This window comes from Actinotignum urematis (assembly GCF_051264595.1).
Classification (GTDB): Bacteria; Actinomycetota; Actinomycetes; order Actinomycetales; family Actinomycetaceae; genus Actinotignum; species Actinotignum timonense_A.
Map to the genome: position 1 here is coordinate 38,734 of NZ_JBOZBG010000004.1, position 14,325 is coordinate 53,058.

Consider the following 14,325-nt stretch of genomic DNA (forward strand, 5'->3'; position numbering starts at 1 on the left):
TCTAACACTACAACTAACGGTCAGGGCCCCCAGATGTGGCAACCTTTAAGGGTGACCACTTCTCAACAGACTCCGAAGACTCCAACAACGGACGATATGCCTCCGGGCCAGCGCCGCGCCCTCCTGCTCCTGGCAGGCCAGCGCGCCCTGGCGAATATCCCGGGCGACATCTTGCAACTAGCTTCTATCTTCTCAGATCACGGAGAAGAATTGGCCCTCGTGGGCGGGCCGGTTCGCGATGCCTTCCTCGGCGCCCCCATTCACGACTTCGATCTCACCACCTCCGCCCGCCCGGAAACCACCGAAAAACTCCTCGCCCAGTGGGGAACCACCTGGGATATCGGGCGGGAATTTGGCACGGTGGGGGCGCGGCGCGGTGGCGTCGTCGTCGAAGTAACAACGTACCGCTCCGATACGTACACCATCGGTTCACGCAAACCCGATGTGGATTTTGGTGACAACCTCGAAGGTGACCTCACCCGGCGCGATTTCACCGTCAACGCGATGGCGGTGCGCCTGCCCAGCCTCGAATTGGTGGATCCGTGCGGCGGGGTGGATGACCTCCTCGCCGGGCAGCTGCGCACGCCCGTGACCGCGGCGCAGTCCTTCGATGATGATCCGCTGCGGATTATGCGGGCCGCGCGCTTCGCCGCGCAGCTGCGTTTCGATGTGGCTCCCGATGTGCTGCGGGCCATGGCCGATTACGCCGAGCGCTTGGAGATCGTCTCCCAGGAACGCATCCGCGCCGAACTGGAACGCCTCATGACCGCGCCCGCCCCGCGCCGCGGCATTGAGCTGCTGGTCTACACCGGGGTGGCTGAGCGCGTGCTGCCCGAAATCGCGGCGCTCACCGATACCGTGGACGCCCAGCACCGCCACAAGGACGTGTACCAGCACACCCTCCAGGTGGTCGATAACGCGATCGCGCTGGAGGATGAGGAGGTGCCCGGGCCGGATCTTATTTTGCGCCTGGCCGCGCTGTTCCACGATATCGGTAAACCGGCCACCCGCCGTTTCGAAAGCGATGGTTCGGTCACGTTCCGCCACCACGATGTGGTGGGCGCGAAAATGACGCGCGCGCGCATGCGTGAACTGCGTTTTGATAAAACGACGACGAAAGCCGTGGCGCGGCTGGTCGAGCTGCACCTGCGGGCTTTCGGATTTGGCGAACACGACTGGACCGATAGCGCGGTGCGGCGGTTCGTGCGCGATGCCGGGGAGCTCCTCCCGCGCCTGCTGCGCCTCATCCGCGCGGATATCACCTCCCAGAACCGGCGGCGGGTGGCGCGCCTGCACGCCGCGAATGACGAACTGGAACGCCGCATTATCGAGCTGCGCGAACGCGAGGAACTCGAGGCGGTGCGCCCCGATATTGACGGCACCCGCATTATGGAGCTGCTCGGCCTCGAGCCCGGCCCGCAGGTGGGCAAAGCCCGCCAGTACCTGCTCTCCCTACGCCTGGACGAAGGCCCGCTGGGCGTGGAGGAAGCCGAAAAGCGCCTGCTGGAATGGTGGGACGCTCAGTGAAACTCGTTGGCGATCTGCGCTCCCTGGCCCGTTCGCGGGGATTTCTCAAACTGCTCTCGGTTCGGCTCGTCACCCAATGCGGGGACGGCATGTTCCAAATCGGCTTGGCCTCGCTCTTCTTCTTCAACCCGGCCGCGAGCGCGGATGTGCACGGGGTGGCGCTCTCCCTCGTGGTGCTACTGTTGCCTTTCTCCCTGGTCGGGCCTTTTACCGGCCCTTTTATTGATCGGTGGCGCCGCCGTCAGATCCTGGTGTACGGCAACCAGATCCGGGCTGGGCTCACGGTGGCGCTGGTGGTCACCACCCTGGCCAATATCGTGTGGCTCACCTATGTGCTAGCTCTTGTCACCCTCGGGCTCAACCGGATTCTGCTGGCGTGCATGAGCGCGGGGCTGCCGAACGTGGTGGAATCGCGCGAGCGGCTCCTCGTGGCGAATTCCCTGGTGCCGACCCTCGGGGGTGCCTCTACCGCGCTGGGCGCGATTCTGGCGTTCTTCCTGCGTTTGGCGCTACCCGGGGAAGCGATGCAAAAAGTGGGGGCGCTGGTGTGCGCACTGGTGCTCTACCTGGGCGGATCGGGGGTAGCGAGTCTGCTGGGGCGCGATGAGCTGGGTCCACACACCCGCCCGCGCGGTTCTTTCGGCACCGCACTTGTGGCGGCGGCGCGTGACCTGGTGGCGGCGCTGCGCTACCTTATTGCCCGGCGCACCCCGGCCGCGGCTCTTGCCACCATGTCCCTGCACCGTTTCGTTTACGGAATGCAGTTCATCACCATCGTGCTGGCCGGCCGTAATCTCTACGCCGACCCGGCCAATGCCGATGCCGGCATCGCCTACTTCGGCATGCTGCTGGGCATGATGGTGCTGGGGCACGGGATGTCGATTATCCTCACGCCCCTCGCCCACGAACGCATGAGCCCAAGCTGGTGGGTGGTGTGCGCCTTGGTGGGCGGCACCGCCGGGCAGGCGATCATCGCGGTCACCACGAACCTGACCTGGGTGATGGTCGGGCTGTTTATTTTCGGGATCGGGGTGCAGGGCGCCAAAATCGCCGTCGATACCATCGTGCAATCCGATACCGCGGATGCTTTCCGCGGCCGCGCCTTCTCCATTTACGACGTCCTATTCAATATCTCGGAATGCATCGCCGCCGGGGTGGCGATCCTGGTGCTACCGACCATGGGGTGGTCGCGCGAGGTGCAGCTCGCCCTCATCGTCATGGTCTGGTGCGTGGCCGGCTCTTACGCGCTGTTCATGCGTTCCAGCGGCGGGCGGCCCACCCCGGTCGAGCTCTAGCCGGAGCGCTTCGGCTGCACCGCGGCGGTTCCACCCTGGGCGCCACATTTTCGGTACGACGACGCCACCGCGGCCCGCGCGGTACTTTTCTGGGGGCGCGGGACCTCCGTGCGGGGCGCGGAAAACTGGCAAGATAAGAAGTAAATGACCCGGCGCGCATCCGCCACCGGGACTCCCACCAGGACGGAGGATCCTATGGCCGCCACTCGACCAGGTGATATTCCACGTGATCGTATCGCTCAGGCTATTAACACCCTGCCCACCCAGGTTGCTGGCTCCCGGGCGGGTAGCGATAGTGGCGGTGAGGAGAGCGCCGGAGGGGCAGCGTCGTCGACCTTAGTACGGGCAGGCGATGCGGAGAATTCCGGCAGCGGTGAACAAAGCGGCTCCGGGAACTCGGAGGCCGGCCGCGGCGCGGACGGGAGTAGCGGCGGGGATTTCGGGGTGAAGCTGCTGCACGCGGCGGCGCTCCTCACCATCGTCTGCGTGGGTCTCTACCTCATTCACGATTTTGTGGGGCCGGTGTTCCTGGCCCTCACCCTGGTGCTGACGGTGCGCCCGATACACCGCCTGCTGCTGCGCCACCGCGTGCCGCGGTGGCTGTCCGGAACGCTGACCGTCTCCATTATTGTGGTGGTGCTCCTCGCGGTGGTGGGTTTGACGGCGTGGTCCCTGGCCGGGCTGCCACGCACCCTCATGAGCTACGAAGATAAATTCACCAAGCTCTTCCAGGACACCATGACCTGGCTGGAAAGCCTGGGGCTCAGCACCGATCAGCTCAGCCAGCGCCTGGCTGACGTGCTCAATATGGACACGATTATTTCGCTGCTCAGCCAGGCGTCCGGGGCACTCATGAGCGTGGGGAGTCTCATGTTTGTGCTGGCGCTCGCGATTTTCTTCATCACGATCGACACGCTGTCCGTGCCGGCGCGCGCCCGGATCGTGCGCGATCACGATCCGGATCTCTACCGTGCCCTGGCCTCCTTCGAGGGGCGGGTGCGCCAATACTGGCTGGTGGCCACCCTCTTCGGGTTGCTGGTATCCACCCTCAATTATTTCGTCATGATGTGGCTGGGGATTCCGCTGGCACTGGCCTGGGCGCTGTGGACCTTTGTTACGAATTACATCCCGAATATTGGTTTCATCCTCGGTGTGATCCCTCCGGCGCTCATGGGCCTGGTGGATAGTGGGCCGGCCACCGCGCTGTGGATTCTGGTGATTTTCACCTTCCTTAATGTCACGATTCAGGGCGTGCTGCAGCCGAAGATCGTGGGAGATGCGGTGGGACTATCCACTACCGTCACGTTCCTGTCGCTGCTGTTCTGGGCGGTGGTGCTCGGGCCACTCGGAACTATTCTTGCTGTTCCGCTCACCCTGTTTATCAAGGCGATTTTCGTGGATTCTTCTTCGCGTTCGCGCTGGGTGGAGGCTTTCCTCGTGCCCGAATCGAATGCGGAAACGCGCGCCGATCGCGGCGTTTACGATCTTGATGAACCGGTGCGGGAAATTTATCGTGATTTCACCTCGCGGGATTCGGAGGTGCGAACCAAGATGCGGGACCTGCGGAAGATTTCGCGGCGTCGTAAGAAAGGGATCCGCGGGTAGCTGCGGTTGCGGCGCCGCGCAACTCCGGTTCAGTGCGGGGCGGCGGGTCGCAGGCGTTGCGGGTAGCTTGGGCCACGCGGGTTAGCCACGAGCGCGTGACCTGAGGCAGACTAGATACGCGGCGCGACCGCGCGCCGGTAGGGAGTAACGATGGCTGGAACGCGAACGGGTCGGACACAGAAGGAGCGCACGCGCACGCAAGCTGGGCGCGGCGCAGTTCCCGCGGGTCGTGCCGGAGCGCGCCGGGGCGGACCGGGCGCTGGCGCGCGCCGCAAGCGCTCCGTATGGAATTATCCGCGCCGTGGTAAGGGGCCGATTCACCGTTGGATTCCCTCGTGGCGTTTCGTGCTCGGGCTGTTCTTCACCCTGGGCTTCGGCGGGCTGGTTGCCCTGGTGACCCTCTACATTTTCCTACCTGTCCCCAGCCCCGATGATATTGCGACCGCGGAAAAAACCACTCTCTACTACCGCGATGGCAGCACCGAATTGGGCAGCATGTACGAGGTGAACCGCACCCCGGTCCCCCTGGAATCCCTACCGGATTACGTGGGGAATGCGGTGGTTGCTTCCGAAGACCGCACCTTCTACTCCAATTCCGGGATTGACCTGGGTGGCATTGCGCGCGCCGTCGTCAATAATATCCGCGGCGGGGCGCGCCAGGGCGGCTCCACCCTCACCCAGCAGTACGTGGAAAACTACTACCTGGGCACCACCACCGATTACATCGGCAAAGTGAAAGAAGCCGTACTCGCGGTCAAGGTGGATCGCAATTCCTCCAAGCAGGACATTCTGGAAAACTATCTCAATACGATTTACTTCGGGCGCGGCGCCTACGGCATCGAAAGCGCGGCCCAGAACTACTTCGGGATTCCCGCCGCGCAGCTGAGCCTGGACCAGGCCGCGCTCCTCACCGCGGTTATTCCGGCGCCCTCCGCCTGGGACCCGGCGGTTGATCCGGAGCGAGCTGCCCAACGTTTCGACCGGGTCATTAACCGCATGCTCGAAGACGGCTATATCACCGCTGACCAGGCCGCGGGTGCCACCATGCCCGCGACCATCGAGTATGTTGCAGCCAAGCAATTCAGCGGAACGAACGGCTACCTGCTGGCCGCCGCCCAGCAGGAACTTATCGCCACGGAAAAGTTCACCGAGGACAGCCTCAACCGGGGTGGCTATACGATTGTCACCACACTTGACTCGACCATGCAGCAGGCCGCGGTCGATGTCGTCAATGCGCTCCCCAAGGACCGCCCGGAGAACAACTACGTGGGCATGCTTTCCGCGGACCCCTCCACCGGCGGTATTTACGCGATGTACGCCGGCGCGGACTATCAGGAACGCCAGCGCAATACCGTCACGCAGGATCGCGCTCAGGCCGGATCAACATTCAAACCCTTCGGCGCGCTCGCGGCCCTCAAGCAGGGCAAATCCATCGACGGCACCTATTACAATTCCCCCGCGGAACTAAAAATTGGCGATATCACGATCAGTAATTTCGACGACGCCAATATGGGCAATATCAATATGCGCACAGCTACCGCGAACTCGGTGAATACGTACTATGCGCAGCTCAACGAGGAAGTGGGGCCGCGCAATACCCGCGCCGCCGCGATTGAGGCCGGGATCCCGGAGACCACGCCGGGCCTGGATAATTCCCTCACCAATGTGCTCGGTTCGGCTTCGCCCACCAATAAGGAACTCACCCAGGCTTTCGCAGGGTTCGCCAACCGCGGGGTGAGTGTGCCCCTCCACCTGGTCAGCGAGGTGCGTGACGCGCAGGGAACCGTGGTGTACCGCGCGGATACGGCCGGTAAGCGGGTGCTCGACCAGCGTGTTGCCGATAATCTCAACGAACTGCTCCAGGAGCCCACCGGCCCGCGCGGGACCGCGGATCGGGCCGGGCGGCTCGGCTTCCAGGTGGCCGGGAAAACCGGGACTTCCACGGATTTGAAATCCGCGTGGTTCGTGGGCTACAACCCGAAGATTATTACCACGGTGAATATGTTCCAGATCGGGCCGAACGGTGAGGAAGAATCGCTGGGCGGCTGGGGTGCTTACCCGTGGGGTATCGGCGGGAACGGCTACCCGGTGGATATGTGGGTGGACTTCATGAAGGCCGTTACGGGCGGTATGGATTTGCCGAAATTCCCCGAACCGGAGCTTATTGGGGATAAGCGCCCCAGCTACCGCCCCACGCGCCCCGAACCGGTGGAAGAAGTAACGACGACGCCCGAACCGAGCGCGGAGCCTACCGAGCAGCCCGCGCCGGCCACCGAGGCGCCGGAGCCTGAACCGAGCGCGACCGTGCCCCCGGAGCTGCAGCCCACCCGGATGCCCGCCCCGCCCACGGAAACGATCCCGCTGCCTACAGAGCCGGCCGAACGTGAGGGCGTTCCCGGTGCGGTTGGTTAAGCGCGGGCTAGTGCGCTCCACGCTCTCGAAGTGTGAGCCACCCGCGTTTTAGACTGGAGTCATGAAGATCTATCCCTTCTGGGCGCGGGAGAGCGCCCCGGTATCTACCACCTCGGGGCCGGCCACGGTGGCGCAATGGGGCTGGTCCGCGAATTCGGAAGAAGAAGCGCAAAAAGTCGCGAGGGTGCGGCTGCAGCGCCTCGTTGATCGCATTGCTGAACTCGGTCATTTTCCGCGCGAACGCCAAGCGCGCGCGGAATACTATCCGGGCACCCCGCTGCGCGAAGAGATTCTTTCTGTTCTCAGCACGGAGAACGGCACTCCTACCTGTGCGGTCACGCGGAACCGCTACGGAGCCGAAGTTCTCAATACGTCGGATATCCTCATCGCGGATGTGGACGTTCCCGAATTAGAAGAAGCAGCCCGCGCCCGCGGCCGCAAACGAGCCGGTAGGCGAGCCGGGGAACATGCGGCAGGATCCCCCAAGAAGCCCGGTTTCTTCGCTCGACTTTTCGGGTTCGGCGCGCAGAAACAGGAGCGGCCCGCCGGATCGGCTTTTGATCCCGCACCGGAACCGGCATCGACTACCGTGTCGAACACCGCCTCCGATCCCGCCTCCATCCCGGGGCTCATCACCGAAACGGCGCCGGTACGCCAGTACATGATCGAAGCTGAACTCATTGCCTTTGACCGGATTGAACATTTCGCGCGGCTCAATGCAGCATGGCCGATTTTCGTCTACCGCACCTTCAAAGGTTTCCGCGTCATCGTGGCGGTCGAAGGTATTGCCGCGGACTCCGGGGAAGCGCAGATGATCCTCAACCAGCTCGGTTCCGACCCGCTCTATATGCGCCTGTGCCGGGTGTACGAATCGTACCGGGCGCGCCTCACCGCCAAACCTTGGCGAGTTGGGATCGCGGCGCCCAGCGTGCGCTGGCCCGAGTACGATGCGTCGTCGGCGCTCTGCGATCCGGTTGCGCACGAGGAAATGCTCCGGTGGTTGACGCAGTACGACGCCGCCCGCACCGGCCACGCCACCACGCGCTTCATTGCTGCGTTCGGGCCCGCTCCCACCGGGCGAGCCGCGGAGGTGGTCGAGCTGCACGCGCGCGTGACCGGAGCGGAGTCCGGACTGCCACTCGCCTAGAGCTAGCTCGCCGGGCGCCTCAAGTTGGGCCTTTCGGCTTCCTGCACGGTGACCTAGAGCTGAAGGGTTCCCGCCCACTGGTTGGCGACCGTATCAAGGTAGCCGAGGTGGTCGTCGAACAGGCCGGCGTATCTTTCGGTCATCTCCAGGGTGATGGTTCCTACCAGTTCCGTCCACGCGCGGATCACGGAGACGATGAGGCCGTCCGGGAGCTCGGCCAGCTCCGCATCGAGGGAACCGAAGGTCATGCGAATTCGCCATAAATCCACACCGAGCGCGCGGGTTTCCGGGCCGGTCAGGGCCTTATTGCGCCCACCTTTCGCGATGCGAGCCAATTCGAGGGGGACGCGCAGGGCCGCGGCCGTGGTCATTTCCGGATTGGAAAAATCAATGGCGCTGGCACCGTAAATAAGCGAGAAACGATTCGGGTAAGCAAGGGCCCAGGTGTGGGCGGCACGCCAGGCCGCCACCCAGCGTTCCCGCCCCGACATCTTCTGGTCCACCGCCTGGCGCATTGACCCGGCCAGGTCGCGGTAGGCTTCGGCCGCCAGGGTGGTGAGGAGTTCTTCGCGAGAGCGTACGTGGCGGTAGGGAGCACCCGGGGAAAGCTCAAGGGAGCGAGCAATCGCGCGCATAGAAAGCTGTTCGGCACCGGCGCGGTCAAGCTGCGCACGGGCCGCATCCAGCAGCTTTTCCTGCATGGTGGGTGCTTCACCTTCACTCATAGCTCGCTCCTGTTTTTGTGCCCGGTAGGCCGCCACAATCGCGGTGGAGCGACCTAGGGAAAGTCTACCGTTCCCCCTGCGTTCAGGGCCGGGATTCTCATGGAAATACAGGCGAAAAGGCGTGGGCCGCTCCATATTTAACCATCTGGAAAAGAGTGCTGGCACCGGCTAGACTGAGGGACTGACCTATCTGTTCGCGGGCCTAAGCATGCGAATGGGCGGGTCAACGCATAACCCTTCTGCCGCGGACGGACCGCGGCCGTTTAGACCAGAGGAGGTGGGTAGACATGCGTGAATACGAGATGATGATCATCCTTTCTCCGAACGTTGACGAACGTAATTTGTCGACCAACGTTCAGAAGCTGCTCCAGGTTGTCCCCAATGAGGGCGGCGAACTGGAAAAGGTCGATATTTGGGGCCGCCGGAAGCTTGCTTATGACATTAACAAGCACTCGGAGGGCATTTACGTCGTCGTCGATATGAAGGCGACTCCCGCAACCGCAAGCGAACTTGACCGCCAGCTCGGCCTCAATGAGGACGTGCTCCGCATCAAGCTCCTGCGTCGCGAAGCAAAGTAAACGTACCGCCAGCGTAAGAACCGAATCTGAGAAAACAACGGGGTAATAGGAGCGATTATGGCAAACGAACCGGTCATTACGATCGTCGGTAACCTCACCGCCGATCCGGAAATGCGTTTCACGTCAGGTGGTGTGGCGGTCGCGAGCTTCACGGTTGCTTCCACCCCGCGCAAGCGCAATGCCCAAACAGACCAGTGGGAAGATGGCGAACCAATGTTCGTGCGGTGCTCGGCGTGGCGGGACTACGCGGAGAACGTCGCCGAATCGCTGTCGAAGGGCATGCGCGTGCTGGTAACGGGCCGACTTACGGTCAACCGTTACCAGACCCAGAACGGAGAACAGCGCGAAGGTCTGGAACTTCAGGTTGATGAAATCGGGCCCTCGCTGCGCTACGCCAAGGCCCAGGTCACGAAAACCAGTGGCGGCGGTAATTACAACCGCGGCAACCAGGGTGGCTACGGCCAGAACCCGGGCGGTCAGGGTGCGCCAAGCGGCCAGGGCGGGCAGGGCTCCTACGGGGGTCAGGCCAGCTACAACGCCCCGCAGGGCGGCTCGGCTTACGATCCGTGGAGCCAGCAGCCGCAAGCCCCGCAGGGCGGTTCCGCCTTTGACGATATGCCCCCGTTCTAAATTTTCGTCTAGATTTCCGTTCTAGATTTTCGGGACTACGCACACACCAGTTATTGACATTTTGACTCGGGCTACCGCCCCGCAGCGCGCCGCACAGTGTGACACGCGGGATTCGCGGGATTCGCGGGAATTGCGCTAGGCCCGGGTCGCAGCAACATTAGGAGAAAACTATGGCGAAGGGACATCTTCGCAAGCCGTTGAAGCGGAAGACCGCTCCGGTGAAGGCCATCAAGGTTGGCAATATTGACTACAAGGACACCGCTACGCTGCGCAAGTTCATTTCGGACCGCGGCAAGATCCGCGCCCGCCGCGTGACCGGTGTCAACGTTCAGGAGCAGCGCAAGATCGCCAAGGCGATTAAGAACGCCCGTGAGATGGCTCTGCTTCCCTACTCGAGCAACGCTCGCTAAGGAGGCACATAATGAAGCTCATTCTTACGCACGACGTCGAACGCCTCGGCACCGCCGGTGACGTTGTCACCGTCAAGGACGGCTACGGCCGTAACTACCTGCTGCCGCGCGGCTACGCCACTCCGTGGACCAAGGGTGCCCAGAAGCAGATCGACCAGATGGCCGAAGCGCGCCGCAAGCGCTCCATCACCGATCTGGAAGCCGCGCACGCGCTGCGCGATGCGCTTAACGAAGCCGTGGTGCAGGTGAAGAAGGCCGCCGGCGAAAACGGCCGCCTCTTCGGTGCGGTGACCTCCAAGGACATCGCCGAAGCCGCCACCGAAACCGTGGGCAAGCCGGTGGACAAGCGTTGGATCACGCTTGCTTCCCCGATCAAGTCCCTGGGCAGCTACACCGCCAAGGTGCGGGTGCATGAGGATGTCACGGCATCCCTTCAGGTGGATGTGCTGCGCGCACCCAAGAAGTAATAGCTGATAGCTAGCTGATCAGCACGCGAAGGCGGGGGAGAACCGGATGTGGTCTCCCCCGCCTTTGTGCTGCCCGGGCAAGTTTCGTGCCGCCGCTGCTACCGTGCCACTTGCCGTACAACACCTGTCCGCACTCCCACGGTCTCCACGAGTACGAGTCACGGGCCACGCGTCACGGGCTCTACGAATCACGGGCCCCGAGTCACCGTCCACACGAACCTCAGAAATCACACCAGCACCTGCGAGGGTGCTAGGTCTTTTCGGAGGTGTACTTCGTATGTACGACATCCGCAGTACACCCCGGAAAACACATACCGGGTCCGGCGCCCTACCTCCCCGGCCCTGGGCCATGGCCTAGCTCGAGCTCCCGAGCTGCACCCACTTTTCCCCGCGTACCCGCAGGTACATGGGCAGGGCCCGGGCGCTCATGCACACCCCGGCATAGCCGATCCACAGCCAGATGAATCCCGGCTGTCCGGATGTCCATTCCAGCAGAGCGAGCACCATAGGCCCGTACAGGGCAAGGGGAATAAACATCATCCACGCCAGGGTCGTCAGATCACCCGCGCCAATGAGGACGCCGTCGAGAATAAATGCCACCGAGGCGATGGGGAAAAATACCGCAATCACGAGGAGGCCCCAGAAAGCCAGCCAGCGCACGTCCCCCGCGGTGCTCATAATCCGCACGATAAGAGGTGAGGTGAGAACGGTGGCGGCCCCCAGTACAGCACCGACGCTCATACCGCGGCTCAGGCAGCGCCCGAGCACTACCCGCAGGCGCGATTCATCACCGGCCCCGGAGGCTTGGCCCACGAGGATTTGCGCGGCCATGGCGAGGGCGTCCAGCCCGTAGGAGGCGAAATTCCAGATGGTCATGGTGATCTGGTTCGCGGCCAGCGCTTCGGTGCCGAGTTGGGTCGCCCCGGTTATTTGCAGCAGGATCAGCACGCGTAGCACCGCGGAACGCACGATGAGGGGCACGGAATCGTGGAGGGCGCGGAGCACACCCACTCCACGCGGTGCGAGCGGCGCGTGGTGCTCGCGCGCATGATGTACGACGACGCCGGTAAGGACCACGCCCATGACCGTTTGTGCCGCCGCGGTACCGATTCCGGCGCCGGCCAGGCCCAGCCCGGCCGGGTAGATGAAAACGAAGTTGAGGGGAATATTGACGAGTGCGCCGAGTACCGAAACCTTGAAGGGGGTGGTGGTGTTCCCGAGCCCGCGCAGGGTTCCGGTGGCGGCGAGGACGACGAGCATACCGGGGAGCCCCGCGGCGGAGAAACGCAAATAGCGTGCCCCCTCGGTGATAACGACTCCCTCCGCCCCGAAGACCGCCAGAATCTGGGGTGCCCAAATAGCCAGGATCGCTCCGAGCAGCACGCCCAGGGTACCGGCCAGCCAGAGCCCATCCATGCCCTGGGACAGGGCGGCTCTCATGCGGCCAGCTCCCACGTAGCGGGCGGTGGCGGAGGTGGTGGCGTAGGCCAGGAAAATGCACAGCCCCACGAGGGTGGTGAGAATTGTGGAGGCGAGGGCGAGGCCGGCAAGCGGCCCGGTACCCAGGTGGCCGACCATAACGGTATCCGTGGCGACGAGGAGTGGTTCGACCAGGAGAGAACCGAGGGAGGGTAGGGCCAGGCGCGCGATCTCGCGGTCGATAGCGTGCTTGGTGGTGGGGGTCTTGGAGCTGGTCGTACCGGAGTCAGTGGTGTAGGACTCGTCTTTGTTGGCACTGTTTGTGCGGTCCCCAACGGGGCCGTCAGGATGCTTCTCGGGTGTCGTCACGTCCGCAAGCTTAGCCGAGCCCGGGAGGGTCGTCCGGAACCGGTGCTACCAACCAAAGGCGATGAGTACTTGAGGAAAGCCTCAACGTGATCGACATCACCGCATATGTGTGTGGAGAACTCGAAGTCATATCTTTCCACAGTTGTGGACAAACTTGGGGACGGGATACCGGGGATTTCCCCCACTCCATCCACAGTTGTGGATAGTTGTGGGTACAAATGGTGAACAATCCCCAAGCTATCCACAGTTTGTCCACCGGTTATGCACGGATCCACCGGCGTGTTTACACATCCGCGCAGGAGAATTAACTTGAAATTCACCTCGTAAACGGGTTACGAAAGCCAGTGGAGATCTATCGCCGAGAAAGGGAAGCTATGTCCGTCGTCAATAACGGTGCAAAGATGCAGGGGTCATCTTTCGAACGTACCCCTCCCCAAAACCTCTCGGCGGAACAATCTGTGTTGGGTGGAATGCTGCTCTCCAAAGATGCCATTGCCGATGTGGTGACCGTACTGACCGCCGATGATTTTTACCATCCCTCAAACGCCACGGTCTTCACGGTCATCCTGGAGCTTTTCGGGCGCGGGGAGCCGGCAGATGCCATTACCGTGGGCGCGGAACTCAAAAAACGCGGGGATCTTGAGCGTATCGGCGGGCTGCCGTATCTGCACACCCTGGTTGCTTCGGTGCCCACGGCTGCGAATGCCGGATATTACGCGAATATTGTGCGCGAACAATCCCAGCTGCGCGGCTTGGTGGAAGTGGGCACCCGCATCGCCCAGCTCGGCTACACTACCGACGGCGCGGATGTTATGGGCCTCATTAATATGGCGCAATCGGAGGTGTTTTCCCTCGGGCAATCGCGTGAGGCCACGGATTACGCCACGATGGCGGAAATCGTTCCCGGGCTTTTGGATGAGCTGGAGAAGAACGCGGAACGCGCGGGTCAATTAGAAGGTGTGGCCACCGGGTTTATTGACCTGGATGCCAAGCTCAACGGCCTGCGCGCCGGGCAGATGATTATTGTGGCGGCCCGCCCGGGTGCGGGTAAGTCCACTCTGGCGATGGATTTTTGCCGGCAGGCAGCCATCCACAATCACCAACCGGTGGTCTACTTCTCCCTGGAAATGAACCGTACGGAGTTGTCGATGCGTTTGCTCGCTGCCGAAGCGGGAGTGTTCCAAGATCGCATGATTAAAGGTGAGATGACACAGCAGGATTGGGACAAAGTCGCCGGCGCCGTCGAACGTATTTCTACCGCGCCGCTCATTGTGGATGATTCTCCGAATCTCACCTTGCCGGAAATCCGCGCGAAATCACGCCGGCTTAAGCAGCAGCACGATATTCAGATGATCGTGATTGACTACCTCCAGCTTTTGGCTTCGGCCGGGAAGGTTCCCGAATCGCGCCAGCAGGAAGTCTCGGAGTTTTCACGTTCGATTAAGTTGCTCGCTAAGGAATTGGAAATTCCTATTATTGCGGTGGCGCAGCTCAACCGTGATTCGGAAAAGCGTAATGATAAGCGCCCTCAGGTGGCTGACCTGCGTGAATCGGGTTCGTTGGAGCAGGATGCCGACGTCGTCCTTCTTATCCACCGCGATGATATGTACCATCAGGATTCTGAGAAGGCCGGCCTGGCGGAAGTCATTATTGGCAAGCAGCGTTCCGGACCTACCGGCACCGTGGAAGTGGCTTTCCAGGGCCATTACGCGCGTTTCGCGAACCTCGCGGAAAACTAAGC

Annotated in this window: 12 protein-coding genes; 10 read left to right on the forward strand and 2 right to left on the reverse strand. The window is 62.6% G+C overall.

Going from position 1 to position 14,325, the window contains the following annotated elements:
• The first annotated feature begins 33 nt into the window (after positions 1-33).
• From ACRQDJ_RS03415 to ACRQDJ_RS03435, 5 genes are all read left to right on the forward strand, one after another.
• The gene (locus tag ACRQDJ_RS03415; RefSeq protein WP_407707001.1) at positions 34-1,527 is read left to right on the forward strand and encodes a CCA tRNA nucleotidyltransferase; all 1,494 of its coding nucleotides are present in this window, start codon (positions 34-36) and stop codon (positions 1,525-1,527) included.
• Entirely contained in the window at positions 1,524-2,822 is a 1,299-nt protein-coding gene (locus ACRQDJ_RS03420) for an MFS transporter (protein WP_320757409.1), read from the forward strand. The genes ACRQDJ_RS03415 and ACRQDJ_RS03420 overlap by 4 nt, the downstream gene beginning before the upstream one ends.
• 195 nt (positions 2,823-3,017) lie before the next feature.
• Entirely contained in the window at positions 3,018-4,427 is a 1,410-nt protein-coding gene (locus tag ACRQDJ_RS03425; protein WP_320757410.1) for an AI-2E family transporter, read from the forward strand.
• A 150-nt stretch (positions 4,428-4,577) separates the two neighbouring features.
• The gene (locus tag ACRQDJ_RS03430) at positions 4,578-6,839 is read left to right on the forward strand and encodes a transglycosylase domain-containing protein (RefSeq protein ID WP_320757411.1); all 2,262 of its coding nucleotides are present in this window, start codon (positions 4,578-4,580) and stop codon (positions 6,837-6,839) included.
• A 61-nt stretch (positions 6,840-6,900) separates the two neighbouring features.
• Positions 6,901-7,986, forward strand: a complete 1,086-nt coding sequence (locus tag ACRQDJ_RS03435; protein WP_320757412.1) for a hypothetical protein — start codon at positions 6,901-6,903, stop codon at positions 7,984-7,986.
• Positions 7,987-8,039: 53 nt separating this feature from the next.
• Here ACRQDJ_RS03435 and ACRQDJ_RS03440 read toward each other — a convergent pair whose 3' ends face one another.
• Positions 8,040-8,711, reverse strand: a complete 672-nt coding sequence (locus ACRQDJ_RS03440; RefSeq protein WP_435717779.1) for a TetR/AcrR family transcriptional regulator — start codon at positions 8,709-8,711, stop codon at positions 8,040-8,042.
• 287 nt (positions 8,712-8,998) lie between these two features.
• Here ACRQDJ_RS03440 and rpsF point away from each other — a divergent pair, with 287 nt between their 5' ends.
• The 4 genes from rpsF to rplI all read left to right on the forward strand — a co-directional run bounded on the left by rpsF (position 8,999) and on the right by rplI (position 10,796).
• Complete coding sequence (gene rpsF / locus ACRQDJ_RS03445) at positions 8,999-9,289, forward strand: 30S ribosomal protein S6 (RefSeq protein WP_016442033.1); 291 nt, start codon at positions 8,999-9,001, stop codon at positions 9,287-9,289.
• A 57-nt stretch (positions 9,290-9,346) separates the two neighbouring features.
• Positions 9,347-9,919, forward strand: a complete 573-nt coding sequence (locus ACRQDJ_RS03450) for a single-stranded DNA-binding protein (RefSeq protein ID WP_016442032.1) — start codon at positions 9,347-9,349, stop codon at positions 9,917-9,919.
• 170 nt (positions 9,920-10,089) lie between these two features.
• Entirely contained in the window at positions 10,090-10,329 is a 240-nt protein-coding gene (rpsR, locus tag ACRQDJ_RS03455; RefSeq protein ID WP_016442031.1) for a 30S ribosomal protein S18, read from the forward strand.
• Between the two features lie 11 nt (positions 10,330-10,340).
• Positions 10,341-10,796, forward strand: coding sequence for a 50S ribosomal protein L9 (rplI, locus tag ACRQDJ_RS03460; RefSeq protein ID WP_016442030.1), 456 nt, complete (start codon positions 10,341-10,343; stop codon positions 10,794-10,796).
• A 354-nt stretch (positions 10,797-11,150) separates the two neighbouring features.
• Here rplI and ACRQDJ_RS03465 read toward each other — a convergent pair whose 3' ends face one another.
• Positions 11,151-12,584: an MATE family efflux transporter gene (locus tag ACRQDJ_RS03465; protein ID WP_435717780.1), complete on the reverse strand. Its 1,434-nt coding sequence runs from the start codon at positions 12,582-12,584 to the stop codon at positions 11,151-11,153.
• A gap of 374 nt (positions 12,585-12,958) precedes the next feature.
• Between ACRQDJ_RS03465 and dnaB the strand changes: the two genes are divergently transcribed.
• Positions 12,959-14,323 carry a replicative DNA helicase gene (gene dnaB, locus ACRQDJ_RS03470; protein ID WP_274732598.1) on the forward strand — a complete coding sequence of 455 codons (1,365 nt, stop codon included), beginning with the start codon at positions 12,959-12,961 and terminating at the stop codon, positions 14,321-14,323.
• The last annotated feature ends 2 nt before the right edge of the window (positions 14,324-14,325 follow it).

What these genes read in the sequence shown, in the direction of transcription:
- ACRQDJ_RS03435 (WP_320757412.1), top strand. Translation starts at nt 6,901, where the DNA reads ATGAAGATCTATCCCTTCTGGGCGCGGGAGAGCGCCCCGGTATCTACC.
- dnaB (WP_274732598.1), top strand. Translation starts at nt 12,959, where the DNA reads ATGTCCGTCGTCAATAACGGTGCAAAGATGCAGGGGTCATCTTTCGAA.
- ACRQDJ_RS03430 (WP_320757411.1), top strand. Translation starts at nt 4,578, where the DNA reads ATGGCTGGAACGCGAACGGGTCGGACACAGAAGGAGCGCACGCGCACG.
- ACRQDJ_RS03415 (WP_407707001.1), top strand. Translation starts at nt 34, where the DNA reads ATGTGGCAACCTTTAAGGGTGACCACTTCTCAACAGACTCCGAAGACT.
- rplI (WP_016442030.1), top strand. Translation starts at nt 10,341, where the DNA reads ATGAAGCTCATTCTTACGCACGACGTCGAACGCCTCGGCACCGCCGGT.
- ACRQDJ_RS03450 (WP_016442032.1), top strand. Translation starts at nt 9,347, where the DNA reads ATGGCAAACGAACCGGTCATTACGATCGTCGGTAACCTCACCGCCGAT.
- rpsR (WP_016442031.1), top strand. Translation starts at nt 10,090, where the DNA reads ATGGCGAAGGGACATCTTCGCAAGCCGTTGAAGCGGAAGACCGCTCCG.
- rpsF (WP_016442033.1), top strand. Translation starts at nt 8,999, where the DNA reads ATGCGTGAATACGAGATGATGATCATCCTTTCTCCGAACGTTGACGAA.
- ACRQDJ_RS03425 (WP_320757410.1), top strand. Translation starts at nt 3,018, where the DNA reads ATGGCCGCCACTCGACCAGGTGATATTCCACGTGATCGTATCGCTCAG.
- ACRQDJ_RS03440 (WP_435717779.1), bottom strand. Translation starts at nt 8,711, where the DNA reads ATGAGTGAAGGTGAAGCACCCACCATGCAGGAAAAGCTGCTGGATGCG.